This window comes from Deinococcus cellulosilyticus NBRC 106333 = KACC 11606, assembly GCF_007990775.1.
Taxonomy (GTDB): domain Bacteria; phylum Deinococcota; class Deinococci; order Deinococcales; family Deinococcaceae; genus Deinococcus_C; species Deinococcus_C cellulosilyticus.
In genome coordinates this window covers 1-25523 of sequence record NZ_BJXB01000024.1, presented here as the reverse complement: position 1 = coordinate 25523, position 25523 = coordinate 1, and the positions used below count along the sequence as shown (strand labels likewise).

Genomic DNA, 25523 nt, shown 5'->3' with positions numbered 1-25523 from the left:
CAGATCATGAGTCCATGAGCTTGTGGCGCAAAACAAAAGCAGCTTATTTCCGGTTCAGACGCACCCTGCAGGTGTGGCTCCAGGTCTACCGTCAGGTGGTCAGCATCTGGCGGATGTTCAAAAGTGCGCGTCAACCCACAGCACCGCAATCTGCCTCCAGGCAGCACACCCGGGCCACCATCAAGAGCGGACGCACCGTGGATGTGGATGTGATTCCACCCCAGCGTTGATCCCATCAACTCCCTTCACGCCCCCGGTTTCCGGGGGTTTTTCCTTGGACCCCGTGCTCTAAACTTTGCGCGATTTCCAGTCAAAGCTGCTCCATGTTGCCCGTCAGGGTCCATCAACCCTGGACGAAAATTGTATGCAGACGGACAATTGAGTAATGAGTACTACTCTCGGAGTAAATCGATGGGTGTGAAAGTTTCCTCTTTCTGGTCGGTGTTGAACCCCTTTCCAGCCTGGAAGAAGGAATTGCAAGGGTACAACAGCAGGAGTTTCCAGCAGGACCTGCTTTCTGGCCTGACCGTGGGGGTGGTGGCCCTCCCTCTTGCCCTGGCATTTGGGGTGACCAGTGGCGCAGGGGCCACAGCAGGACTGATCACTGCGATCATTGCCGGAATTCTGGCCAGCGTTTTTGGTGGGTCCCGTTACCAGATCACCGGGCCCACTGGAGCCATGACGGTGGTGCTGATTCCAGTGATTGCCCAGTTCGGACTGGAAAAAGTCTTCGTGGTGGGCCTGATGGCAGGGGTCCTGCTGCTGCTTTTTGGCCTGCTGCGCATTGGGCGAATGGTCAATCTGATTCCCTGGCCGGTGATCACCGGGTTCACCAATGGCATTGCCGTGATCATCTTTTTGCAACAGTTGCCGTCCTTTCTGGGCCTGAAAGCCACGTCTGGAGAGAGCATTCTGAGGTCAAGCGCAGAAGTGCTTCAGCGTTTTGCCCAGTCTCCGCAGTGGACCCCGGTGGGTCTGACTGCCCTGACGGTCGCCATTGTGCTGGTCTGGCCCAGAGTCTCCAAGAAAATTCCGGGCAGCATTGTGGCCCTGCTGGTGGTCACCGGGCTCAGTCTCATTCTGCAGCTTGATGTGCCCAGAATCGGGGCCATTCCCAGCAGTCTGCCCTCCCCCACCCTGCCCCAGATGCAGTGGTCTGACCTGAACGTGCTGTTCTCTGCAGCCCTGGCGGTGGCGGTGCTCAGTGCCCTGGAAAGCCTGCTCTCTGCAGTGGTCGCAGATGGCATGACCCTCAAAGACCACCATGACCCGGACCGGGAACTGATTGGGCAGGGCATTGCCATGTTTGCCGCTCCGTTTTTTGGTGGGATTCCCTCCACCGGAGCCATTGCCCGCACGGCAGTCAACGTGCGCAGTGGCGGCCAGACCCGCATGGTGGGCGTGATTCATGCCCTGTTCCTGCTGGTGGTGGTGCTCTTCCTGGGCAAATACGCTTCGGTGATTCCCCTGGCTGTGCTGGGAGGCATCCTGATGGTGACCGCCTACCGGATGCTGGAATTTGAAGCCATCCGCTCACTGGCCCGTTCCACCAAGTCGGACTTTGTGACCATGCTGGTGACCACCATCATCACCATTGCCTTTGACCTGATCCTGGCCATCGAGATCGGTCTGGCCGTTGCTGGTGTGCTCTTCATCCAGCGCATGATCCGCAGCCTGTCTCTGGAGCCCATCGATGTGGTTCAGAACACGCCCAGCAATCCCAACATTGACCCCCACCTGCTGCAGAAAAGGGTGCTGGCTTACCGGGTGGACGGTCCCCTGTTCTTCGGGGTGGCCGGGTGGTTCATCGAAAACCTGACCAGTTACACCGACATCGACGTGATCATTTTGCGCATGCGGCGCGTCAAAACCCTGGATGCCTCGGGAGCCCATGCCCTGGAGGCGATCTGGCACGAATTGAAGGGGCGCGGAATCACCCTGCTTTTTTCGGGCGTCCAGAAACAACCCCTGGACCTGCTGGAGAAGATGGGTCTTTTGGAAGACCTGGGCATGCAGGGCAAACACATCTTCGAGAACACCGATCAGGCCATTGAGCATGCCTGGAGCCATGTGCACCGCAAACACCTGGCCTCACCCCATGAGGCGAACTCCTGATTTCCTGACATCCAACTTCATTTCTGCCTGCCTGACAGCCATCTTCTGCTTCAGGCAGGTCTTTTTGGTTTTGCAGAAAAAATCAGACGCCAGCGTTTCAGTAAGAACTCTGAAGGATTCCATCCCGTATCGTTGTCTTAGACTGATCCCTCACCACAAAGCTGATGTCCTTTTTGATTTGCTCCATCTGTGTTTTCATCTGGACCCGCTGTGAATTGAACCCCGCATCAGACGTACAGAACAGACTTTCCGGCGCGTTTTCCAATGAACCCTCTCCCGACCTGATGGCACATCAAAGGACACCCATGAACACCTATACCGTCACCCTGCAACAGGCCACCGAGATCACCCTGATCATCCTTGGACACAACGCACAGGACGCCATCCATCAGGCCAGGGTCACCCTGAATGCTGCCCATCTGCACGAGAACCCCACCACCCCTCTGGCCCTGTCCACTGCGGTGTACCACTTCACCGAGGCGAGAGAGCCCGAAGTCCGGCAACTCAATCCAGCCTTGCCCTTCCTGAAGTTCCATGCCGTTCCCTCAGGCATCCGCACCGAGGAGATGGTGTACCTTCCAGTCAATGAATTGCTGGCCGTCTGGGACATCGTGCGGGTTCTCCCTGCCACCACTGTCGGTGCGAACTTCACCGTGCAGGGCTGTGTGATGACCACCCCGCTCGAGAGCAGCCTGCTGTGCAGCAACCACCCCGAAGTGCTGATTGCCTCCCAGAAACTCCCTGAGCCTGACCGCCTGCAGTTCCATGCCAGCCGTGAGGACTTCTGGATTTCCTTTCTGACCCCCCGTGGATGGCGGGACACCCCCCACATCACCTGGGCCTCCATTCAGCACCTGGAGCATGACATTTTGCAACTTGACCCTTCTCAGAGCAGTGAACTGCAGGTTTTTGAGGTCAAGCTGTACTGTGATGCCACACGACGCCTGCTGGTGGCTGCCCATTCTGAAGAAGAAGCCCTGGGGCGGGCACAGGGGCGGCCTGTGGCTTACCCTGCCCCCTTCACGCCGACCATGGAACCCCAGTACTCGGTGGCACCCACCCCGGGCTTGCACACCTACCTGGGTCTGTACGTGAATGCCCCTCAATCGCTGGATGCCAAGGACCAGTTCCTGGCGATCATGCCCCTGGAGGAGGTGATGGCCTGCTTTGAGACCATCAAGCCCCTCCCAGAAAGGCTGCAGTCTCTGGAGGTGATGGTGCGGGCCGGACTGGTGGATCTGGACGATCTGCAGGAACGTCCCTCCTGCCCTGAAGCGGCCCACCTTGCCATCCTGTGCTCGGAGGTCAGCCTGCTTTCCCCTCAGGAAACCGCCCGTTGCCTGATGACCCATGACCGTTTCCGTCTGTTCTTTTCGAGGCGTCAGACGGTGCAGCCCTCTCCTCGCAAGCTCAATCAGGACACCGAGGCCAGCCAGACCCTGCTGACCTTTGATGTCCCGTGGAACGATGTGGAGGTCGCCATGTCCGACATCCGCACCGTGAATTACCAGATGTACGTCGAGAAATGAACTTGAAGACCTGATCAAAGACCTGCAATGCAGGTCTTTTTCAGTTGAGGACCATGCGCAGGTGGTCCAGAGAGGTGTTTCCTCCCGAAAGAATGATGCCCACCTTTTTGCCCTGCAGGCGTTCCCGGATTCGGTAGGCTCCTGCAAGTGCAGCTGCACCTGCACCTTCTGCCAGGGTGTGGGCATCTGTGAGGTAGTGGTGCATGGCCTGCTGAATTTCTGCATCTGAGACAAGCACAAAGTCTGAAAGGCAGGTCTGCATGATGCTCTGGGTGAAGGCGTATCCTGCTCCGGTGGCGAGGCCCTCTGCAAAGGTTTCATTGCTGGCGGTGCGCAATTCCCGGTGCTGCCAGGACAGGCAGGCTGCAGGTGAGGCCTCGGCCTGCACGGCAATCACCTCGCAGGAGGGCTTCAGGGTTTTGACTGCCAGACAGGTGCCAGCAGCACTGCTTCCCCCCCCCACGGCCACCAGGATCACATCAAGGTCAGGGGCTTCCTCCAGCATTTCCAGTGCAATGGTGCCCACTCCGGCGATGATGCGCGGCTCGTTGGCTGCCTGAATCAGGCGGTAGCCGTGCTGCAGTGCCAGATGTTCCGCATGGGCACGGGCGTCATCGAAGCGAGCGCCATGCAGAACCACCTCTGCACCCAGGTGCTGCATGGCGCGGACTTTCAGGGGGTTGGCTTCCTCAGGCATCACGATGGTGGCTTTGACCCCATGACATCGTGCTGCGTAGGCGACAGATTGACCGTGGTTCCCGGTGGAATAGGAAATCACCCCCCTCTGGAGTTCCGCAGGATCGAGTTGTGAGAGCAGATATACGCCTCCACGCACCTTGAAGGCCCCGGTCACATGGGCATTTTCATGTTTGATCAGGCAGGAGGTGCCCACCCACTGGTCCAGTGCAGGATAGGACAGCATGGGGGTACGGAAGAGGTACTGGGAGATCACCTGTCTGGCCTGCAGGATTTCATGAAAGGATGGCCACTGGTCTGAACAGGAGCTTTCGAAAGGGAGTGCTACTGGCTCATGATGGATAGCGCTATCAATATTCTTCATATACAATGATAGCACATGACCCCTGAAGCTTCCAGCCGTTCATCCCAGCGCATTTATCAGGAGCTGAAACAGCAGATTGAAGATGGCCTGAAAGCTGGAGACCCTCTCCCCTCCTCCCGCAGTCTGGTGGAGAAACACCAGGCCAGCCCCAACACCGTACAGAAAGTGATTTCCCGGCTGATTCAGGAAGGTCTGGTGGTCAGCCGGACCGGAAGGGGCGTTTTTGTTGCTGAACGACAGAGCCCTGTAACCCAGTCCTCTGATTTTGGCTGGCAGTCGGTGCTGCTTGGTGCCAGCCCAGGGTTGCAGCAGGATTTTCAGACGCTGTACACCCCTGCCCCTTCCGGAACCATTCCCCTCGGGAGCGGCTATCTGGATGCCTCCTTGCAACCAACTGGGCCTCTTTCGGCAGCCATTCAGCGGGCCTCCAGACGCCCCCTGATCTGGGACAGGGTTCCTCCTGAGGGCCTGGAGCCCCTTCGCAACTGGTTCGCCCACCAACTGGGGGTGGAGGCGCAGAACACCCTGATCACCTCGGGGGCACAGACGGCCCTGTCCACCATCTTCGGGGTGCTGGCCCATACAGAAGGCATTCCTGTGCTGGTGGAGTCTCCCTGCCATCTGGGCACCCTGGCGATTCTGCGGGCCTGTGGCATGCGACCCATTCCGGTGCCTCTGGATCAGGAGGGCATCCGTCTGGACCTGCTGGAACAGGTGCTCAGCCACTCACAGGCCAGAGTTCTGGCCTGCCAGCCCACCTTTCAGAACCCCACCGGGATCTGCTGGTCTGAACACCGTCGGAAAGAGGTGCTGGCCCTCTGCAAGAAATATGGGGTGCTGATCGTGGAAGATGGGGCCGCACAGGACCTGTGGATGGACACCCCTCCTCCCCCCCACCTGGTGACCCTGGCTCCAGATCAGGTCATTCATGTGTACTCGCTGACCAAGCCCGTGGCAGCAGGCCTGCGCATTGCTGCCATTGCCGCGCATGGACCCCTTCTGCAGCGCATCAGGACTGCTCTGGTGGTGGGTGACCTGTTCGTCACCGGAGTGATGCAGGAAGCCGCTCTGGAACTGGTCACGGGTGCCCCGTGGAACAAACACTTAAAAGGCATTCGGGGATCTTTGAAAGACCGTCGGGACCTGATGCTCAAACTGCTGCGCCTGAACCTGTCAGGGTGGTCCATCGGAGCAGTGCCCCGGGGAGGGTTTTACATCTGGGCCAGACTGCCAGAGCACTGTGACGAGGACATCCTGGTGGCCAGAGCCCTGCAACAGGGGGTTCAGATCAATGCAGGACGTCCCTGGTTTCCAGCAGAGCAGCAAGGTCCTCATGTGCGCTTAAGTTTTGCTGGAGTCACCCTGGAACAGATCCAGCAGGGACTTGCGGTGCTCCAGCAAGTTTCTGAATGGAAAAACACACCTTGACCTCGGATCATTTCATGTGGTTTTTAACTTCTGGTGGCACCCTTGAATGGAGTGAGTTCCCAAACCCTCTTTACCCCGGACGCAAGTCCGGGTTTTTTATGATGTTTCATCTTTCTGGGCCTCCTGTACACACCAGCACAGATCCACACGGTTCTGATGTCATGTGAATTGCATGCACATCGGTGAAAAGCGGTTATCATGGAACAGATGACCACACAGCCAGAACAGGTATTCCGCAGTCTGCTGAAAGCCTCCGGCGAGCGCTCCAGCCGAGACTTCCTGCAGGTGCTGGCCCACGAAATGTCCACCCTTTTTGGCGCAGAGCGCGTGCTGATTGCAGAATCCATCGATGTTTCCCAGAACCAGGTGCGTCTGGTGGCTGGTTTTGACGGTTCACAGGACCTCAGTGACGCCGCACTGGACCTTTCCGGTCTGCCCTGCGCGGAAGTTTACACCGGTCAGAAGGTGAGCCATGCCAGCAGAGTCAATGACACCTATCCTCTGGCCGCAGGCTACCAGAGCTACTTTGGGGCTCCCCTGCTGGACGCTGCCGGACAGTTGATCGGACATTATGCCCTGTATTCCAGCCTGCCTGACCAGACCTGGGACACGGATCTGCTCACACTGCTGGGACGCAGCATCGAAGCCGAGGTGCACCGCCTTCTGCTGGAACGGGAACAGGAAAGGCTCAGCCAGGAACTGACCTCTCTGAATGAAAAACTCTTGCAGGAAAGCATCCTTGATCCCCTCACGGGTCTCCTGAACCGCCAGCATTTCACCCAGTTGCTGCTTGGAGAATTCCTGCGGTTCAAGCGCTACGGGGAAAGCTTTGGTGTCCTGACCATCGGGGTGGATGAGTTCCGCCGCATCAACGACCGTTTTGGGCATGATGCTGGAGACATGGTGATCCGGGAGGTTGCCAACAACGTCCAGCAGGAAATCCGCCATGGCGTGGACATGACGGCCAGACTCAGCGGCGAGGAATTTGTGGTGCTGGCCGTGCATGCCCGCCTGGACAGTGCTGCGGTGCTGGCAGAGCGTCTGAGGCGGCGTCTGAGCCAGCTGACCTACACCATGCCCGAAGGCACCCTGAAAGTGACCTGCAGCGTGGGGATCAGCGTGGTCTCGCAAGACGACACCACCTGGGAACAGGTCCTGAAGCGGGCCAATGTGGGGCTTTACGAGGCCAAATCCCGGGGCCGCAATCAGGTGGTTGCCTGGGTCTGATCCTGCAGAATCCATTCTGCCGCCCGCTCTGCGATCATCATGGTGGGAAACTGGGTGTTGCCACGAGGCAAAGCGGGCATCACCGAGGCATCCGCAACATAGAGCTTTTTCAATCCGTGCACCCGCAGTCTGGAATCCACAACGGCTTGCGGGTGTTCTCCCATCTGACAGGTTCCTGCAGGGTGGTAGAGGGTTTGCAGGTTGCTTTGCACATGGAACTGCAGGTCCTTGTGACCCGGCAGCAGTTCCTTGCCCCGGTAAGGTTTCAGAGCAGGCTGATGAATCAGGTCGTGGGCCATTTCCAGACCCCGAATCAGGGTATAGAGGTCTTCAGGATCATGCAGATAATGCGGATCAATCAGCGGGGCTTTCAGGGGGTTTGCATCCTGCACCCACAGGCGTCCGGTGCTTCTGGGAGTGAGCAGGGTCGGCCCCAGTGAGAATGCAGGCATGGGAGGTGCGGTGAGGCCGTGGTCCCGGTAATACACCGGAGCCATGTGAAACTGCAGGTCTGGTGCGCTCAGATCCGACTTGCTGCGGATGAATCCCCCGGCTTCGGCGACGTTGCTGCTCAGGGGTCCCTGTTTTTTGAGGGTGTAATTGAGAATGTGCTGGGGCTGCAAAGCGGTTTCCAGGGTGTCGTCTGTTCTGGATTGATAGATCAGGGGCACTGCTGGATGGTCCTGCAGGTTCTGGCCCACCCCTGGCAGGGCATGCTCAAGGTCAATGCCTGCATGCCTGAGTACAGCAGGATCACCAATGCCGGAGTGCATGAGCAGGTGAGGGGAATGAATGGCTCCTGCAGTCAGGATGACCCCCTGTGAGGCAAAAGCGTTCAGGACCTTTCCCTGATGCCGGTACACCACCCCTCTGGCCGCCTTGTTGTGAAGCAAGATGCGCAGGACCTGGGCACGGGTTTTCAGGGTGTACCCTTTGTGTCCTTTCAGATAAGCATGAAAAGGAGAGTGACGCTCCCCTTTGCGGTGGTTCACATGGTAGAGGCCAAAACCATACGGCTTTCCGGTGTTGAAGTCCCGACACACCGGATGCCCCATCTGCACAGCTGCCCTCAAAAAGGCCTGGGTGATGGGATGGGTGAAGTTGCGCTCCTGAACCTCCATCGGGCCGTCCTGACCGTGGTGTTCATTTTTCAGAAAATGGTGTTCAATGCGCTGAAAATACGGCAGCACCTGATCCCAGGACCAGTCTGTGCCCCAGCTCTGGTAATCCTCCAGATGGCCCCGAATGACAATCATGGCATTGATGGCCCCTGAACCTCCAAGGGTTTTCCCACGGGGCCAGTAAAGGGTCCGTCCCAGCAGGTGGCGCTGGGGCTGGGTGTAAAGTTCCCAGTCGTAAGGGGTTCTGAAGAGCTGGCTGAAAGCAGCAGGAATTTTGATGCGTGGGTCGAGGTCAGGGCCACCCGCTTCCAGCAAAAGCACGCGGGCTCCGGCATCCAGCAGCCTGCGGGTGATCACGCATCCAGCGCTGCCTGCTCCGATCACGATGAAGTCATGGGTCATGGTGTGCATTCAGATTAGCAGACGGTCATGGGAAAGATATTTTGAACCGAGTATAAAAGTCTGCTATCATGCGGGTACCTATGCAAACTGAAATGCTGACCCAGATGCTGGCGACTGTCCCATTCAACGGCTGGATGAACGTGCAGGTCACAGACCTCAAACCCGGAGAGGCCACATGCACCCTGGAACCCCGCCAGGACCTCCTCAACCACATTGGCACCCTGCATGCAGCCGTACAATTCGGTCTGGCCGAGTCTGCCTGTGGGGTTGCCATTGCCGGTTCCCTGCCCGGTGGACTGCGGGCCTACACGCCCCTGATCACCAGTGTGAACTTTCAGTATGTTGCTGCCTTGAAAGGCAAAGGCACCGCCAGAGCCCACATTGAACAGGACACCATGCGGCATCTGCTGGCTGAACTGGAAGCTGCAGGCAAAACCCGGGTGGATGTGCATGTGGAAGTGACCGGAGAAGACGGCATCGTGGCCGCTGCAGGCACGCTGGAGTGGTACGTGCGCAAAAACCAATCCTGATCTCCTAAACTCCACAAAACTTCATCCGAAACAAAGAGAACCCCGATTGCTCGGGGTTCTTGCTTTGAAGGTGCGCAACGCAGATCAAATCGAAGGGCATCAAGAAGAGATGGGTAGAGGAAAGGTGGTGAGGACGTTCGAGGTTCAGGGTTGCCAGCTGCCACCGTTGTAGGTCACAGGTCCAGTGGAGGGCACAGTGTAGGAACGGTTGCTTCCGCCTTCCCAGGTGACTGCAGCGTTGTTGTCACCGGGTTTCTTGATGAACTTGAACTGGATCGCTCCTGCTGGCAGGTTGGTGGTGACTTTCCAGGTGCAAACCGAGCCGGAGCAGTTGCTGGCCGTCATCTGCAGGGCGCTGGCAGTGTTCCAGGCTCCAAGCTGGCTGGTGTTGCCCACCAGGAACAGGTTCTGTCCCAGCCAGGTGCTGGCACTGACCTGGAAGGTCACCTGGGTTCCGGGAGGAGGTGTGCCTCCAGCCTTGTAGATGGCCATGCTCTGTGCAGGAATGCTCACGGGCAGGGTACCGTTGCTGATGGTGGCGGTGGCAGGTGCTCCATACCCCAGCTGGTCGGTGAACACCGTGCCGTTGGTGAGGGCAGACTTGTCTGTGGCACTGATGCCACTGGTCTGGATGGGCACATTGATGTTGGCGGTGGTGTTGGAGGTGTTCAGCACCACGATGATGCGGTTGGTGCCACTGCCCCGGTAGTAGGCCATGACATTCTGACCCCCGTTGGGACGCCAGAGTTCAGTGTAGTAGCCTTTCCAGAGGGCCTCGTTGTTGGTGCGGATGTTGACCAGTTTCTTCAGGTAGTCGTAGGTGTTCTTGGGGGTGCCGCCACCCGCCAGGAAGCCTGATCCACCTGTGGCGCGTCCACTGTCGGTCCAGGCCCAGGAGGGCATGTCACGGCGGTTGTCGGGGTCAGAGCCACCGTACATGCCGATTTCGTTTCCGTAGTAAATCTGGGGAATGCCCGGGACGGTGAAGAGAGAACCCAGGGCCAGCTGGTACCGTTTGCGAATGTCGCTTTCTGCCACCCCGAAGCCAGGTTCGTTGATGAAGCGCTGCACGTCGTGGTTGTCCAGCAGGTTGATGGTCAACAGGGAACGGTTCATGCCCCAGGTGGTGTAATAGCTGTTGATCTTGGTGGCCAGGATGTCCAGGCTGCCCGCCTTGGCAATGGAATCCACGAAGGCTTTGCGGAGCGGGAAGTTGATGACAGAATCAAAGCCAGCATCCATGAATTGCGTGAGGTCACTGGGGTTCTGGTCATAGAAGGCTTCTGCAAAGGTGAACACATTGGATTTCGCAGCATTGATGCCCGGAACCCAGCTGCCAGACCAGTAGCTGTTGGGAACGTGACGGGCGGTGTCCATGCGGATGGAATCCACGTTGTAGGTGGTGACCCACTGCTTGGACAGGTTGGTGAGGTAGGTGGCAGCAGCAGTGTTCTCCTGGGCAAAATCTGGCAGGGCGTACAGGTCACAGTAGATGTCTGGATCACCCAGATTGGCGCACTGGGGTTTGGGTGGGTGAATCCAGCTGGGTTGCTGGCTGACAATGGGCGCACCCACACCTGCGTGGTTGACCACCATGTCCATGATGTATTTCATGTTGTAGGTGGTGTTGTGCATGGTGTTGATGAGGTTGGTCAGATCGGTGCTGGTCCCCAGTTTGGGTTCAATGTTGATGTTGCCGGGATAGCTGTATTTGGGCCAGTAGCCGTGATAGCCACAGGAACCGTCGCTCTGCTGACCAACCTGCTCGTAAACAGGCGTGGTCCAGATGGCTGTTGCACCAAGGTCTTTGATGTAAGAGAGCTTGCTTTGCAGACCTACGAGATCTCCCCCATGGAATTTTCTGGCCTGAGCGGGATCGAAGCAGTTCGCGGCTCCTGCATTGTCGTTCGCGGTGTTGCCGTTGTGGAAACGGTCTGTAAACAGCAGGTAAATGACCTGTTTGCGCCAGTCATCAATGGCTGTACCACTGATGGTCTGTGGCTTGATGCTCTGTTCAGCTTGAGAGTCTTGAGGGACCTGCTGGCTGCAGGCAGCAAGAGACAGTGTCAACAGGGCCAGTAATCCATGACGTTTCAGCATGGGGCAATGCTCCTTTCGGATGTGTAACTGTTTTTTTTGCGTTGCATTGATGATAGCGGATCACAGCACAAACTGGAAGCAATTCCAGGTGACAGAACATGATATTGTATATACATTTCAATGGATTATCCGGGAACTATTCCAGTGCTCTTTCGCAAAAGTCCCGTGATCTACTGTTACTCTTTCATCCATGTGAGGTCTCAGAAAATACTTCGTTTCAAACAACATTCTTCAAACTGATTCTATCTCAGCAAAACCAACTCGGTTCAACAAAGCATTTTTGTTGCAATACTTAGTTTTCTTTAAAGAGGGTCATTTTTGGGAACTTTGCCACAAAACCTCATCCTGCAACGACAGACGGCATAGAGGTTTTTCATCAAAAACAACGAACAATCACAACGTAAAGAGGGTTTCCAGATCCCAGCCAAACCACCAAAAAAAGTGCCTGAAACGGCACTTTTCCGAGGCCCTGATGCAAATCAATTCAGGGTTCGCTGGTCTGATTGTTGCAAGACATCCCTTGCGCGCGAAACATACCCCTGCAGGGTCAGGTACCAGTCATCGCTGGGATCTGTGAACCGGAGGGCCTGTTCGGCATGGTTCAGAATGTGATCGGGCTGGGCAAAACCCTGCTGAACCAGAATGTCTGCCAGCATCTGCTGGGACACCAGCCACTCTCGCCCACCTTCGGCTGCGGTGTCTGCGACACGCTGGTAGTGCCCCAGGGCATCGTCCAGATGGTAGTAATCCATGGCAATGTTGCCCAGCACCAGACTGGCAGGCACCACTGCTCCCTGCTCCAATGCCTCCTGCGCCAGGTTCTCTGCCTCGGTCAGGCGGCCCAGACGGTATTCGGCATCTGCCAGATCGGCCTGGGCTTCCGGGAGATAGGCGTAATCCTGGTCTCGCAGAACCCGCTGCAGGTGCTCCATGGCTTCCAGAGGCTGATCACTGTCCAGATAAGCGATGCCAATCTCATGCAGGCAGTAGGAGGTTTCTGTTTCTGTGAGGTTCAGGGCATCCTTGAAGTGCGCCAGGGCCTCCGTGGGACGCCCAAGTCCCATCAGGGCCTGACCATACACCAGGGCCACTCCATAACTGGGGTCACCCAGTTCACGTTCCAGAGCATCTGCATCTTCAATCCATTTCAGGGACTCTGGATAATGCCCCTGATTCAGGTGCACCTGCGCAATGGTGTAAGCATACTGCAGCTTCTGCTCAGGGGTCACCTGATCCAGATGGGAGGCCATATAATCCAGCAGTTTCTGTGCATCCTGAAGCTCATTCAGCGAGAGCAGAATATTGGAGAGGTCCAGACTCAGCACAAACTGGTGCCAGGGCACCTTCACAATGCGGAGTGCAGCACGGTACTGTTCGCTGGCTGGCCCAAACTCTCCGGACTGATCCAGCAGTTTACCGTACCAGGCGTGATAACGCCACTGGAGGTGGAGGGGCATTCCATTGTCGGACAGCTTCTCCAGAATGCTTCTCGCCTCCGCATCTTCGCCCAGATTCATCAGGGTGCAGGCCGCGAAAAACCGGCTGACCTCATCTCCTTTCATTCCAGCATGTGCATCCTCACGGGCATCTTCTGTTTCTTCCCCATAACTGAGGAAAAATCCGCGAAGCACCTGAAACCTGGGGGTCTCGGCGATGCTTTCATCCAGTTCAGCTGCCGAGACCAGGGCACCCAGACCTTCATCGGTCAATTCTGGTCCGTGCAGGGCATACAATTCAGCAGCAAAGAGCGCAAGCTGGGCCCGCTCCTGCTCATTTTTGGTGGGGTAAATCTGATCCAGCGTCTGGAAGGCCAGATCAAACCGGTCTTCCTGCATGATCTGCTGGATGTTTTGAATGGTGTCTTGCAAGCCTTGCAACCTCGTCACGCTCCCTCAGTTGGGATAGTTTATCTTATATCAGCCATCAGCGGTCAGCCTTCAGCCATCAGGCATGAACCTGGAATTGAAGTTACACAAAGAAGCAAAGAAAACCCTCAGGGTTCCTGGTGCTTTTCTGTTTCCACTTTCTGCTCTCAGCAGCAACTCATGTTGCCGCTGCAAACATTCACTTCTCAGCATTGGGAACCTCACCATGCCCCGGCAATTGTACCGCTGACCGCTGACTGCTGATGGCGGACTGCTCTTTCCCCGCTCCCTTTGGGTGTTTTCTAATAATCATCTCTCACTTGAGTCTGGTACACTCAAGTTGTTGGAGGTTCAGTCTTGATACGCATACAGCCCTGGTTTCTGGTTTTGATCGTCCTGATCGCGCTCGCGGTCATCACCGGACAGAATGGAGTCTCACGGACTTCGGAAGTCAGTTACACCACATTCACGCAACTCGTCAAAGACCAAAAAGTGGAATCTGTTCAAATCGATGGCAGCGCCTCCACGGCCGTTGTGAAATTGCGTGCACCTGAAAACGTCCAGACCCTTGGCGGTCAGGACCGGTCTGTGCAGACCTTCAGGGTCAATCTGGTGTCTGATGCCGCTCTGCCCGACACCACCCTCATTCCCGAACTGAAAGAAGCCGGAGTTCAAGTCCACAAACAGCTGCCCAACCAGTGGTGGGGCCTGCTGATCTCCTTCGGTCCAGTGCTTCTGCTGGTGGCCCTCTTCTACTTTGTGTTCATGCGCGCACAGGGCGGACAGAGCCAAGTCTTCCAATTCGGACAGTCCCGTGCCAAACGGTACGGCAAAGAAAACAAAGTTCCCACCAAGTTCAGTGATGTGGCCGGACACGAAGAGGCCAAACGTGAACTGGTGGAGGTCGTGGACTTCCTGAAGAACCCCACCAAGTACCACCAGATCGGTGCAGAAATCCCCAAAGGGGTGCTGCTGGTGGGCCCTCCCGGAACCGGTAAGACCCTGCTGGCCCGTGCTGTTGCAGGTGAAGCCGATGTTCCCTTCTTCACCGTGAGTGCCTCTGAGTTCATGGAGATGTTTGTCGGGGTCGGTGCAAGCCGCGTGCGCACCCTGTTCGATGAAGCCCGCAAGGGTGCCCCTGCCATCATCTTCATCGACGAGATCGACTCCATCGGGCGCAAGCGTGGAGCAGGCATCGGTGGGGGTCACGACGAGCGTGAACAGACCCTCAACCAGATCCTCTCCGAGATGGACGGCTTTGACAAGAACTCCAGTGTGATTGTGCTGGCCGCCACCAACCGTCCTGACATTCTGGACCCCGCACTCTTGCGTCCCGGACGTTTTGACCGTCAGGTGACCATCGACCTGCCGAACCTCAAAGAGCGTGAAGCCATCCTCAAAGTGCACATGCGCAACAAGCCCATTGCAGAAGATGTGAGCCTGGAAGAACTGTCCCGCGCCACCTCCTACTTCAGTGGTGCAGACCTCAAGAACCTGGTGAACGAAGCCGCTCTGGAAGCCGGTCGTGTCAACAAGACCCGCATCGAGATGCACGACTTCTACCGGGCACTCGACAAGATCACCCTGGGACTGGAAAACTCCAGCCTGACCATCACCGAAGAAGAACGCCGCGCCATCGCCTACCACGAGGCCGGACATGCTGTGGCTGCTGCTGTGCTTCCTGGCACCGACCGCCTGCAGAAAGTCTCCATCATCCCCAGAGGCCGTGCCCTCGGTGCAGCCTTCTACCTGCCTGAAGAACGTGCCATGCTCAGCCAGGAAAAACTGGAAAACCAGCTGGTCTACACCCTCGGGGGACGTGCCGCCGAAGAGCTCTTCATCGGTCAGATCTCCACAGGGGCCTCCAACGACTTCAAACAGGCCATGGGCGTTGCCAAACGCATGGTGCTGGAATGGGGCATGGGCGAGAACTTCCGCAACATGGCGTTCGGCTCTGACTCCGGTCCGGTGTTCCTGGGGGAAGACATTGCCCACCGCAAGGACTTCTCCGAGCACACGGCACGCCTGGTGGATGAAGACGTCAAACGCATCCTGGACAACGCTTACGAGCGCGCCAGAAGCGTCCTGAAAGAGTACTCTGGTGCCATGCACGAAGTGGCCCGCCTCCTGATGGAAACCGAACTGATCACTGGAGACACGGTGCGTGAAGTGGTCAAACGCAACGGGCAGTCCAAAGAAGCCTTCACCGGCATCTGAAAGACACGAGTCTAAAGAAGAAATCTGAAGAGGGGGACGCACCCCCTCTTTATTTTTTATAGAATACTTGGAGAACCATTGGAGGTAGAAAGTCTTGAACGGAAAAGTAATTGTGGTGACCTCCGGCAAGGGTGGCGTGGGCAAAACCACCACCACTGCCAACATCGGTACAGGACTCGCCAAACTCGGGCAGAAGGTCGCCATCATTGACGTGGACGTCGGTCTCAGAAACCTGGACGTGGTGATGGGTCTGGAATCCCGGGTGGTCTTTGACCTCGTGGATGTGCTCGAAGGGGCCTGCAAGGTCCGCCAGGCCCTCATCCGCGACAAGCGTGTGGAAAACCTCTTCCTGCTCCCTGCAGCGCAGACCCGCGACAAGGACTCCCTCAGCCCCGAGAAAATGCAGGAACTGATCAAGATGATGGTGGAAGAAGAAGGCTTTGACCGCATCCTGATTGACTCTCCTGCAGGGATCGAAATGGGCTTCAAGACTGCAGCCGCCCCTGCAGATGCCGCACTGGTGGTTGTGAACCCCGAGGTGTCCAGTGTACGTGACGCAGACCGCATCATTGGTCTGCTGGAAGCGCAGCAGGTTCCGGAAATCAAACTGGTGATCAACCGCCTGCGCCCCAAAATGGTGGCCAAAGGGAACATGCTCTCTGTGGAAGATGTGCTGGAGATCCTGGGAACCAAACCCATCGGCATCATCCCTGAAGACGAAAACATCCTGGTGTCCACCAACGTCGGTGAACCTGCCGTGCTCGGTGAGTCCAAAGCCGGACAGGCTTTCCTGAACACCGCCCGCCGCATCATGGGTGAAGAGGTGCCGTTCATGAACCTGGAGGAGGACAAGGGGCTGCTCGCCACCCTGCGTCGCATCTTCGGAGGTGGTCGGTAATGTTCTGGGGCAGAAAAAATCGCTCTAAAGAAACCCTGAAAAACCGTCTGGAACTGGTGCTCGCCTACGACCGTGCCCAGATTCCCCCCGGACGCGTTGAGGCCCTCAGGAAAGAGCTTCTGGAAGTGGTGGAGCGTTACTTCCCCAAAAACAGCAGCAAAGTCCAGCCGAACATCGAAGTGGAACAGCGTGGAGACACCGTGGTGCTCACCGCCAGCATCCCTCTGGACAACCAGTAATCCATAGAGGACCTTCAGGCCCCTGCCTTTCGGGTGGGGGTTTTGTGTTTGGTGCTGGATCTGGATTCTGTGGGGTCGAGGTTCTTCGATGAATGAGTGTAGGGGCGCAGCGTGCTGCGCCCCTACAAAAGATACAGGTCAGAACTTCCTGATCATCACTTCCACTTTGAGGTCCGATTTCCCTCCTGCGGCATGCACACCATTGAGGGGGGCCACATCCGCATAATCCCGGCCCACAGCGACCACGATGTGCTCGTCTTGTACCCGTACGCCGTTGGTGGGGTCCCATCCGGCCCAGCCGATTTCGGGAAGATGAACTTCCACCCAGGCATGTGAGGCCTGTGCCCCGTGCCATTCTGCATGGTGCTCGGAGTACAGGTAGCCTGAGACATAACGGGCCGCCATGCCCTGTTCCCTGAGGAGGCCGATCATCAGGTGGGCATAGTCCTGACAGACCCCTTTTCGGTGGGTGGAGAACTCATCCAGGGGAGTGAAGACATCTGTCGCACCCGGGGTGTACTCAATGGCGCTGAAGAATTTTGAGTTCAGGGCATCCAGATACATCAGCAAATCCTCTTCGGGGTCTGGCAGCTCAAAGCCCATTCTGCTGCTCCACTCTCCTGCTGGAACGTGTTGCGAGGGCAGAAGGAACTCGGTCAGGTGTGCTGGAAGGTGACTGGCATAATCCTGGCACCGGATCAAAAAGTCGGGCAGCACCAGGGGCGCCACTTCGATGATCCCCCTGGAAAGGATCATCAGCTCTCTGTGCCGCTGTTCGATCTGGAATTCATGGGCCACATTGCCAAAGTAGTCCGTGTGAAAGCGCAGGTGTCCAGAGGGTTTGAGCAGCAGGTCATAATCGAGCAGCTTCTGGCCTGCTCTCGCTGGTTGCAAGTGCAGGGTGCCGTAACTGTCCCAGGCGTCTTCTTCGTAGGTGTACTGCGTCAGGTGTTCGAAGGTGTACCGGGTGGCTTTATGGTCATTGGTGCCTGTTCCAGGCAGGTCGAGCCAGGTCATGCATACCTCGCCAGAAAATACAGACGGCCCATGTCATCGCTGATTTTCCAGAGGGTGTCGGCCATGCCCCTGAGCATGTGGGTGTCGCCGGACATCAGGGAGGCCATGGGAACGCCATAATCCAGCTGGGCAATCAGCCAGCCCAGCTTGCGGGAGATCTCACGGGAGTTGTGCTGGGTGATGTCTGCGAGTTCTTCCAGAAGGTGTTTGAGGGTCTGCAGGTTGTGCAGAACGCTTCTCGGGAAGGTGTGGCTCTGCAGCAGGAAGGCGGCAATTCTTGCGGGGTCCAGACGCGACTGGTACTCCTTGCGGTAGGCTTCATAGGCGGAAACACTTTTCAGGACGGCCATCCAGTGGTGGTTCTGGATTTCCACCTGGTGGCTGGCGTGGGTGGGGATGTCCTGATAGTATTCCGCGAGCATTCTGAGCACGCTGTCGGCCCGTTCGAGGGTGCGGCCTGCCTGCAGGTAGAGCCAGCCCTCGTCTCTGGGCAGGGTTCCTTCTGCAATGCCAAAGAACAGGTGACTGGCTTCTCTTGCGGTGATGCAGTAGCTGTGCAATCCATCTTCGTTGATCAGTTCCTGATTGGCAAAACCCAGTTTGAAGTACTCCCGGTTGATGGATTCCCACATCTCACTGGGCAACTGGTCACGCAGGCTGCGGGCATTCTCGCGCGCTGCGGTGATGCATCCCCGGATGCTGGAACTGTTGCTGGGGTGAATGGCCAGCCAGACGGGCACACTGTACGGTGTGACTTCCGGGAAGTGCTCAAAATAACTCTCCTGGGAGGTGGTGATCCGCAGCAGGGGCTCCCAGCGCACCGGGAACCACTTTGGGGCCTCCAGAGTGGCGTGGTAATTGACATCGAGCAGGCGGGCAGTGTTCTCGGCACGCTCCACGTATCTGCCCATCCAGAACAGGTTTTCTGCAAGTCTACTGAGCATGAATCCTCACTGTTGCTGGGCTTCCTGGGCCATGCGGATGGCTTCGAGGGCCAGATCGGGCAGGTGGTCTTCGGGGTCAGGGAAAGCCACCGGGGCTTCAAGCATGGTGTGTTGCAAGGGGAGTTCATCGTCTTCGAGCACCCAGGTGTCCTTGGAACCTCCACCCTGTGAGCTGTTCACCACCAGTGATCCCCGTTTGAGGGCCACCCGGGTCAGACCACCGGGAATGATGGTGGTTTCCTGACCCACCAGAATGAAAGGCCTCAGGTCGATGTGGCAGGGCTCGAAGGTGCCCGAATCTTTGTAGTAACTGGGGTGCACACTCAGGGAGATGGTGGGCTGGGCAATGAAATTTCTGGGGTTGGCCTTCACCTTCAGCAGGTAATCCTGCACCTCCTGCTTGCTGGCCTGGGGTCCAATCAGCATGCCGTACCCGCCAGACTCCCCCACAGGTTTGAAGACCAGTTGCTGGGCGTGTTCCAGCATGTACATGAGGTCCTGACCTTTTGCCCCGGAGAAAGTCTCCACGTTGTCCAGAATGGGTTCCTCTGTGAGGTAGTAGCGGATCATTTCTGGAACATAGGGATAGACTGCCTTGTCATCTGCGATGCCTGCTCCGGGTGCATTGGCAAGGGCAACATTTCCAGCCCTCACGGCCTGCATCAGGCCAGGGACACCCAGGGCACTGTCTGGTTTGAAAGCTGCGGGGTCCAGAAAGTCATCGTCGATGCGGCGGTAGATCACATCCACCTGTTTGCGCCCGTGGGTGGTGCGCATGTAGACCTTGCCCTCGGACACCAGCAGGTCCCGGCCTTCCACCAGTTCCACACCCATCTGCTGCGCCAGAAAGGCATGCTCGAAATAAGCGCTGTTGTAGATTCCAGGTGTGAGCACCACGATGGTGGGCTCCTCGATGTGCCTGGGAGAAAGGCTGTGCAGCAGTTCCAGCAGGGCAGTGGTGTAATGCTGAACCGGACGGACCCGGTATTGTCGAAACAACCTTGGGAAGATGCGGGTCATGGCGGTGCGGTTGGCCAGCACGTAACTGACCCCACTCGGGCAGCGCAGGTTGTCTTCCAGAACCCGGTAGTTTCCCTGTTCGTCCCGGATCAGGTCAGAGCCGACCACGTGGGTGTACACCCCGTAAGGCACCTGAATCCCGAACATCTCCCGCCTGAAATTGGGGCTGGAATGGATCAGCTCAAAAGGCACTTTTCTGTCTTTGAGGATGCGCTGGGGGCCGTACAGGTCCTGCAGGAACAGGTTGATGGCTTTCACCCGCTGTTTGAGTCCGTCTTCCAGAACCTGCCATTCCTGGGCCTGAATGATCCTGGGCAGCATGTCAAAGGGAATGGTGCGTTCTGTTCCCTGGGCGTCCCCGTACACCGTGAAGGTGATCCCCTGGTTGCGAAAGCTCAGGTCGCTGAGCCCTGCCCGGCGTTCAAACTCCTGCACTCCCAGCCTGGAAAGCTGGTCCATCAGCACATGGTAGTGGGCACGAACCTGATCGGGAGTGGAATAGACCTCGTTAAACGCCTGATGCGTGAAAGACACTGCTGGCATGTCACTCCCTTCAGCGCTGCTGGCAGGGGCAACCAGCATGAACGCATGAATATTCATATATATGCCACAAATTTGCCTGTAATTCAAGCAAATCTGCTTTCATAACGCATATTTTCTGGGTTCAATTTTATATTTTTGCATCTGTCTTCATGCAGTGCAAGATGTCTAATCACATTCAGACCGCTCCTCTTGTGGGCAGAATAATGGTGTGGGCACTTCGTGCGTCATCAGAACGAGCGGAGTCGCCCAGAACAACCACCCGCACGGTGTCGAGACAGTGATTTTCATTGACAAGACCCTGCAAAGAGCATTACTCTCATGCAACAGTCCAAGGTCAAAGTCTTCCCTTAAAAACGCACCCCTCCCCTACAGGTACGCGTCAGACCGCCTTTCTTTCCAGGACTGAAGAAGTCAGAAGCGAGAGAACCCGCATGCAAGAAGTCAGTATCTATCGGCTCACCGATGAACAATGGGACACCATGCTCCTGGCCGTCCCCAAGCTGAACGTGCGAGACCGCCACGTGTTCGAGGCGATTCTGCATGTCCTCAGCACCGCTCTCCCCTGGCAGGACATGCCCGAGGATTTCGGCATCACCTCGCGCACCGCCTGGAACAGATACCAGAAATGGCAGGAGCAGGCCATCTGGGAGGACCTCCTCGGCAGTTTCCTGGGTTGCTTCCCCCACCACGTCCGCATGGGCTGGGAGCGCACCCTGCGAGAAGCCGCACTGCAACGTGCCCAGAAATTCGGAACCCGCAAACGCCCCCTCGTGCACGAGATGGCCGTCATTCCAGCCCTGGTCAGAGACAACTGAGCTGGAAGCACCAAACCCCCCGAAAAATCGGGGGGTTTTGCTTGTTGGGGATCTCAGTACTTCAGCCCGAACCCATAAGCGAACAGTGGATCGTATTTCGCATCTCCCACATTGATGGGAAGCTGGTCCATGCTGCGGGGCCAGGTGATGGGCAGTTTGCCCGTAAAGTTGTGGTCTCCGAACAGCACATCCGCCACACCCTGGCCTTCAGAACCGGGCAGCCATGCTGCAACCAGGGCATTCATTCTGGGGAGGTCGTCGGTCAGGATCATCGGACGGCCCGAGACCACCACCACCACGCACTTCATGGCAGAGCAGACGTTCTGGATGGCCCTGCGGTCCCCATCGCCAAGACCGAGGTCCATTTTGTCGCCCTGGCCTTCTGCGTAGGGGCGCTCACCGACAACCACGACCCCGAAGTCATAGCCTTTTGCTTCGTCGGCTTCGGGCCATTTGACGTAATCCACCTTGGTGTTCGCACTGACGGTGTTCTTGATGCCCTGCAGGATGGTGGTGCCAGGGATGATGTCTCCACTCTTGCCCTGCCAGCTGATCGTCCAGCCTCCGGCCTGGTTGCCGATGTCATCGGCGTTGCTGCCGGCCACCAGAATTTTAGGGGTGTCTTTCTTGATGGGGAGCACACCTTCGTTTTTCAGCAGCACCAGCGATTCCCGCACGGCCTGACGGGCCAGATCGCGGTGCTCCTGGGAGCCAAGCTGGTCGAAGTAGGAGCGGTCTGTGAAAGGTTGTTCGAAGAGGCCCAGCTTGAATTTCTGGGTGAGGATGCGGCTCACTGCGTCATCGATGCGGCTCATGGGGATGTTGCCGTTTTTGATTTCCGCAGTGAGGTTGTCCACAAAACGGGCGTAGTTGTTGGGTTCCATCACCATGTCCACGCCTGCGTTGATGGCTTCCCGCACGTTTCTGGCCGGGTCAGGTGAGATCTGGTCGATGCCCGCCCAGTCACTGATCACAAAGCCCTTGAAGCCCAGTTCGTTTTTCAGGACGTCGGTCAGCAGGTACTTGTGGGCGTGAAGTTTCAGGCCATTCCAGCTGGAGAAGGAAGCCATGACGCTGCCCACCCCTTTCTCAATGGCCGCTTTGTAGGGGGGCAGGTGAACCTTGCGCAGTTCCTCTTCGGTGATGCGGGCGTCTCCCTGGTCCAGGCTGTAGTTTCCGGTGGTGCTGGAATCCAGAAGCGTGCCGCCATCCGCGACAAAATGCTTGGCGGTGGCCAGAACGGTGCCTTTGCCGTAGTCTCCCTGCATGCCCTCGATGATGGTGGTCATGGCAGTGGCGATTTCAGGGTCTTCACCGTAAGACTCGTAGGTGCGGCCCCAGCGCTCATCTCTGGCAACGCACACGCAGGGAGCAAAGTTCCAGCGGATGCCCGTGGCGTACACCTCTGCCGCAGTGGCCTGACCAATTTTTCTGACCAGTTCCGGATTGCGGGTGGCTCCCAGTCCGAGATTGTGCGGGAAGATGGTGGCCCCGTAAACGTTGTTGTGCCCATGCACTGCATCAATTCCGTAAAGCATGGGGATTTTCAGAGGGGCTTCCAGGGCTTTGCGCTGGAAGGCATCGATCATGTTGGCCCAGCCTTCCGGGGTGTTCTCTCCAGGAACAGAGCCTCCCCCACTCAGGATCGAGCCAAAACCATAAAAACCAATGTCATCGAGGTTCTTGATGTTGCCCCGCTCGGCCTGGGTCATCTGGCCCACTTTGTCCTCGAGGGTCATTCTGGAGAGCAGGTCTTTGACCCGTTCTTCCACAGGGAGTTTGGGGTCCAGGTATGGGGCCTGCTGGGCCTGGGCAGAGACGGTGCTCGTCAACAAGAGCGCAGTGAGGAGCTGGGTGGCACGGGACTTCAGAAGCATCACAACCTCCAGAATCTACTTTGTTTTTTTGATTAACAATCTCAATATAGCATTGCGATATCGCCTGTGCAATCGCTTTCACAGTCTGGCCCTTCAGGAGACCGCTACAGATTCAAATCTTGAACTCATCTCCCAGACAACAAAAAAGACCTGAGATCAACCCAGGCCTCTTTCATCACAGCGTTTCAATCCCAGTCCAGAATCACTTTTCCAGACTGACCGGAGATCATGGTCTGAAAACCTTTTTCATAATCGTCGATGGAGAAACGGTGGGTCAGGATGGGGGTCAGGTCCAGACCGCTCTGCAAAATGGCCACCATTTTGTACCACGTCTCGAACATCTCCCGGCCGTAGATGCCCTTGATGACCAGGCCCTTGAAGATCACGTTGTTCCAGTCGATGGTCACGCCACTGGCCGGAATGCCAAGGAGGGCCACCTTGCCCCCGTGGTTCATGTGGGTGAGCATCTGGTTGAAGGCTGGACCGCTGCCACTCATCTCCAAACCCACATCAAACCCTTCATGCATGTCGAGGTCATGCATGACGTCCTGCAGGTTTTCTTTTGCCACGTTCACTGCTCTGGTCACACCGAACTTGCGGGCCAGGTTCAGGCGGTAATCGTTCACATCGGTGATGACCACATTGCGTGCCCCCACATGTTTGGCCACCGCAGCAGCCATGATGCCAATGGGGCCTGCTCCAGTCACCAGCACATCTTCTCCGACCAGATCAAAGGAGAGGGCCGTGTGCACGGCATTTCCAAAGGGATCAAGAATGGAGGCAATCTCATCTGGGATGTTGTCCGGGAGTTTGAAGGCGTTGAATGCAGGAATCACCAGATATTCTGCAAATGATCCTGGACGGTTCACACCCACTCCCAGGGTGTTTCTGCACAGGTGACGTCTGCCTGCCCGGCAGTTGCGGCAATGCCCGCAGGTGATGTGACCTTCCCCGGAAACCCGGTCCCCCACCTCGAAACCCCGAACTTCTGAGCCCATGGCCTCGACAACCCCCATGTACTCGTGGCCCACATGCATGGGAACCGGGATGGTCTTCTGGGCCCAGTCGTCCCACTTGTAGATGTGCACGTCGGTGCCGCAGATGGAAGACTTCCTGATGCGGATGAGGAGGTCGTTTGGACCCACCTCTGGCTTTTCCACATCGGTCATCCAGATGCCTTCTCTGGCTTCCAGTTTCGCCAGTGCCTTCATATTGCCCCCACCTTTTTGCCTGCCTGCTCAAAGGCCCTGACCGCACGCTCGATGTGTTCTGTTTCGTGGCCTGCGCTCATCTGGGTGCGGATGCGGGCCTTCCCTCTGGGAACCACCGGGAAGCTGAACCCAACCACATAAACCCCGAGCTCCATCATTTCTTTTGCCATGTTGCCCGCCAGAACAGCGTCACCCAGCATCACAGGAATGATGGGATGCTCACCTGGAACCAGATCGAACCCCAGTGCGGTCATCTCTTTGCGGAAAAGCTGGCTGTTGGCCTGCAGTTTGGCCCTGAGAGCTCTGCCTTCACTTTCCAGGATGTCCAGCGTGGCAAGGGTGGCCGCCACAATGTTGGGGGCCACCGAGTTGGAGAACAGGTAGGGTCTGGAACGCTGGCGCAGCCATTCCACAATCTCTTTGCGGCCCGAGGTGTAGCCACCACTGGCTCCACCGAGGGCCTTGCCGAAGGTGCCCGTGTAGATGTCCACCCGGTCCCCCACCCCACAAAACTCCGGGGTTCCACGGCCATTTTCTCCGATGAAACCCACAGCGTGGCTGTCATCCACCATCACGTAGGCATCGTATTTTTCGGCCAGATCGCAGATGCCCTTCAGGTTGGCAATGATGCCGTCCATGCTGAACACCCCATCGGTGGCAATGAGTTTGAAGCGTGCTCCTGCAGCATCTGCAGCCTGAAGCTGGGCCTCAAGATCAGCCATGTCATTGTTTTTGTAACGGAAACGCTTTGCTTTGCACAGGCGCACCCCATCAATGATGGAGGCGTGGTTCAGCTCATCGGAAATGACGGCATCCTGATCGCTCAGAATGGTCTCGAACAGGCCTCCATTGGCGTCAAAGCAACTGGTGTACAGGATGGTGTCCTCGGTGCCCAGAAAAGCACTGACGCGCGCTTCGAGTTCCTTGTGGATGGTCTGGGTGCCGCAGATGAAGCGCACACTGGCCATGCCGAAACCGTATTCCTGCAGGGCATGTGCAGCACGTTCACTGATGCGGTTGTCGTCGGCAAGTCCGAGGTAGTTGTTGGCACAGAAGTTCAGCACGTGGCGGCCATCTTTCAGTTCAATGTCGGCACGCTGAGGACTTCTGATCTGGTGTTCGTTTTTGTAGTACCCGGTGTCCTTCAGGGTCTGAATTTCCTGGGTCAGGTGCTCAAGCAAAGGACGTGTCATACGACCATCCTAACTCTTTGTATACTGTATACACAAGTTGAATGATTGCATATGGACCCTGTTCAGAAATGCCTGAGAACCTATGGCATTTTCACACCCTCAACTGAAAAAGTGTGACATGAACACCAAAGAAAAGAGGCCCCTTTCGGAGCCTCGTGCTTGAGAAGGAAAG

Annotated in this window: 20 protein-coding genes; 10 read left to right on the top strand and 10 right to left on the bottom strand. The window is 57.1% G+C overall.

Annotated features, from left to right (window positions below; all coding sequences use genetic code 11):
- Positions 1-14: 14 nt before the first annotated feature.
- The 3 genes from DC3_RS21555 to DC3_RS21545 all read left to right on the top strand — a co-directional run bounded on the left by DC3_RS21555 (position 15) and on the right by DC3_RS21545 (position 3644).
- Complete coding sequence (locus DC3_RS21555) at positions 15-230, top strand: hypothetical protein (protein ID WP_146888089.1); 216 nt, start codon at positions 15-17, stop codon at positions 228-230.
- 181 nt (positions 231-411) lie between these two features.
- The gene (locus DC3_RS21550; RefSeq protein ID WP_146888087.1) at positions 412-2115 is read left to right on the top strand and encodes a SulP family inorganic anion transporter; all 1704 of its coding nucleotides are present in this window, start codon (positions 412-414) and stop codon (positions 2113-2115) included.
- 305 nt (positions 2116-2420) lie between these two features.
- Complete coding sequence (locus tag DC3_RS21545; protein WP_146888085.1) at positions 2421-3644, top strand: hypothetical protein; 1224 nt, start codon at positions 2421-2423, stop codon at positions 3642-3644.
- A gap of 40 nt (positions 3645-3684) precedes the next feature.
- Here DC3_RS21545 and DC3_RS21540 read toward each other — a convergent pair whose 3' ends face one another.
- Positions 3685-4596: a threonine ammonia-lyase gene (locus DC3_RS21540; protein WP_222594811.1), complete on the bottom strand. Its 912-nt coding sequence runs from the start codon at positions 4594-4596 to the stop codon at positions 3685-3687.
- Positions 4597-4719: 123 nt separating this feature from the next.
- Between DC3_RS21540 and DC3_RS21535 the strand changes: the two genes are divergently transcribed.
- On the top strand, positions 4720-6132 hold the full coding sequence (locus DC3_RS21535) for an aminotransferase-like domain-containing protein (RefSeq protein WP_146888081.1): 1413 nt from the start codon (positions 4720-4722) through the stop codon (positions 6130-6132).
- A gap of 207 nt (positions 6133-6339) precedes the next feature.
- Positions 6340-7359, top strand: coding sequence for a GGDEF domain-containing protein (locus DC3_RS21530; RefSeq protein ID WP_186816178.1), 1020 nt, complete (start codon positions 6340-6342; stop codon positions 7357-7359).
- Here the strand turns inward: DC3_RS21530 and DC3_RS21525 are convergent.
- Complete coding sequence (locus tag DC3_RS21525; protein ID WP_146888077.1) at positions 7338-8891, bottom strand: GMC family oxidoreductase; 1554 nt, start codon at positions 8889-8891, stop codon at positions 7338-7340. The genes DC3_RS21530 and DC3_RS21525 overlap by 22 nt on opposite strands.
- Before the next feature lie 71 nt (positions 8892-8962).
- On the opposite strand from DC3_RS21525, the gene DC3_RS21520 reads away from it, so the two are divergent.
- Positions 8963-9412: a PaaI family thioesterase gene (locus tag DC3_RS21520; protein ID WP_186816177.1), complete on the top strand. Its 450-nt coding sequence runs from the start codon at positions 8963-8965 to the stop codon at positions 9410-9412.
- A gap of 144 nt (positions 9413-9556) precedes the next feature.
- Here DC3_RS21520 and DC3_RS21515 read toward each other — a convergent pair whose 3' ends face one another.
- Positions 9557-11512, bottom strand: coding sequence for an alpha-amylase family glycosyl hydrolase (locus DC3_RS21515; protein ID WP_146888073.1), 1956 nt, complete (start codon positions 11510-11512; stop codon positions 9557-9559).
- A 479-nt stretch (positions 11513-11991) separates the two neighbouring features.
- Entirely contained in the window at positions 11992-13398 is a 1407-nt protein-coding gene (locus DC3_RS21510; protein WP_146888071.1) for a tetratricopeptide repeat protein, read from the bottom strand.
- Between the two features lie 336 nt (positions 13399-13734).
- On the opposite strand from DC3_RS21510, the gene ftsH reads away from it, so the two are divergent.
- The 3 genes from ftsH (at position 13735) to minE (ending at position 16731) form a co-directional block, all read left to right on the top strand.
- A complete protein-coding gene (ftsH, locus tag DC3_RS21505) occupies positions 13735-15594 on the top strand; it encodes an ATP-dependent zinc metalloprotease FtsH (RefSeq protein ID WP_146888069.1) in 1860 nt (619 codons plus the stop codon).
- A gap of 94 nt (positions 15595-15688) precedes the next feature.
- A complete protein-coding gene (gene minD / locus DC3_RS21500; protein ID WP_146888067.1) occupies positions 15689-16492 on the top strand; it encodes a septum site-determining protein MinD in 804 nt (267 codons plus the stop codon).
- Positions 16492-16731 carry a cell division topological specificity factor MinE gene (gene minE, locus DC3_RS21495; RefSeq protein WP_146888065.1) on the top strand — a complete coding sequence of 80 codons (240 nt, stop codon included), beginning with the start codon at positions 16492-16494 and terminating at the stop codon, positions 16729-16731. The genes minD and minE overlap by 1 nt, the downstream gene beginning before the upstream one ends.
- A 138-nt stretch (positions 16732-16869) precedes the next feature.
- Here minE and DC3_RS21490 read toward each other — a convergent pair whose 3' ends face one another.
- Genes DC3_RS21490 through DC3_RS21480 form a run of 3 tightly spaced genes read right to left on the bottom strand, consistent with a single transcriptional unit; the run spans position 16870 to position 20255 of the window.
- Positions 16870-17748 carry a transglutaminase family protein gene (locus DC3_RS21490; protein ID WP_146888063.1) on the bottom strand — a complete coding sequence of 293 codons (879 nt, stop codon included), beginning with the start codon at positions 17746-17748 and terminating at the stop codon, positions 16870-16872.
- The gene (locus tag DC3_RS21485; protein ID WP_146888061.1) at positions 17745-18692 is read right to left on the bottom strand and encodes an alpha-E domain-containing protein; all 948 of its coding nucleotides are present in this window, start codon (positions 18690-18692) and stop codon (positions 17745-17747) included. Before DC3_RS21485 ends, DC3_RS21490 begins: the two co-directional genes overlap by 4 nt.
- 6 nt (positions 18693-18698) lie before the next feature.
- The gene (locus DC3_RS21480; protein WP_146888059.1) at positions 18699-20255 is read right to left on the bottom strand and encodes a circularly permuted type 2 ATP-grasp protein; all 1557 of its coding nucleotides are present in this window, start codon (positions 20253-20255) and stop codon (positions 18699-18701) included.
- A 431-nt stretch (positions 20256-20686) separates the two neighbouring features.
- On the opposite strand from DC3_RS21480, the gene DC3_RS21475 reads away from it, so the two are divergent.
- Complete coding sequence (locus DC3_RS21475; RefSeq protein WP_146888057.1) at positions 20687-21070, top strand: transposase; 384 nt, start codon at positions 20687-20689, stop codon at positions 21068-21070.
- Positions 21071-21123: 53 nt separating this feature from the next.
- Here DC3_RS21475 and DC3_RS21470 read toward each other — a convergent pair whose 3' ends face one another.
- The 3 genes from DC3_RS21470 to DC3_RS21460 all read right to left on the bottom strand — a co-directional run bounded on the left by DC3_RS21470 (position 21124) and on the right by DC3_RS21460 (position 25351).
- The gene (locus DC3_RS21470) at positions 21124-22947 is read right to left on the bottom strand and encodes a glycoside hydrolase family 3 protein (protein WP_146888055.1); all 1824 of its coding nucleotides are present in this window, start codon (positions 22945-22947) and stop codon (positions 21124-21126) included.
- A 185-nt stretch (positions 22948-23132) separates the two neighbouring features.
- Positions 23133-24158 (bottom strand): L-threonine 3-dehydrogenase, encoded by a 1026-nt coding sequence (gene tdh, locus DC3_RS21465; RefSeq protein ID WP_146888053.1) that lies wholly within the window; start codon positions 24156-24158, stop codon positions 23133-23135.
- Positions 24155-25351, bottom strand: coding sequence for a glycine C-acetyltransferase (locus DC3_RS21460; protein ID WP_146888051.1), 1197 nt, complete (start codon positions 25349-25351; stop codon positions 24155-24157). The genes tdh and DC3_RS21460 overlap by 4 nt, the downstream gene beginning before the upstream one ends.
- Between the last annotated feature and the right edge of the window lie 172 nt (positions 25352-25523).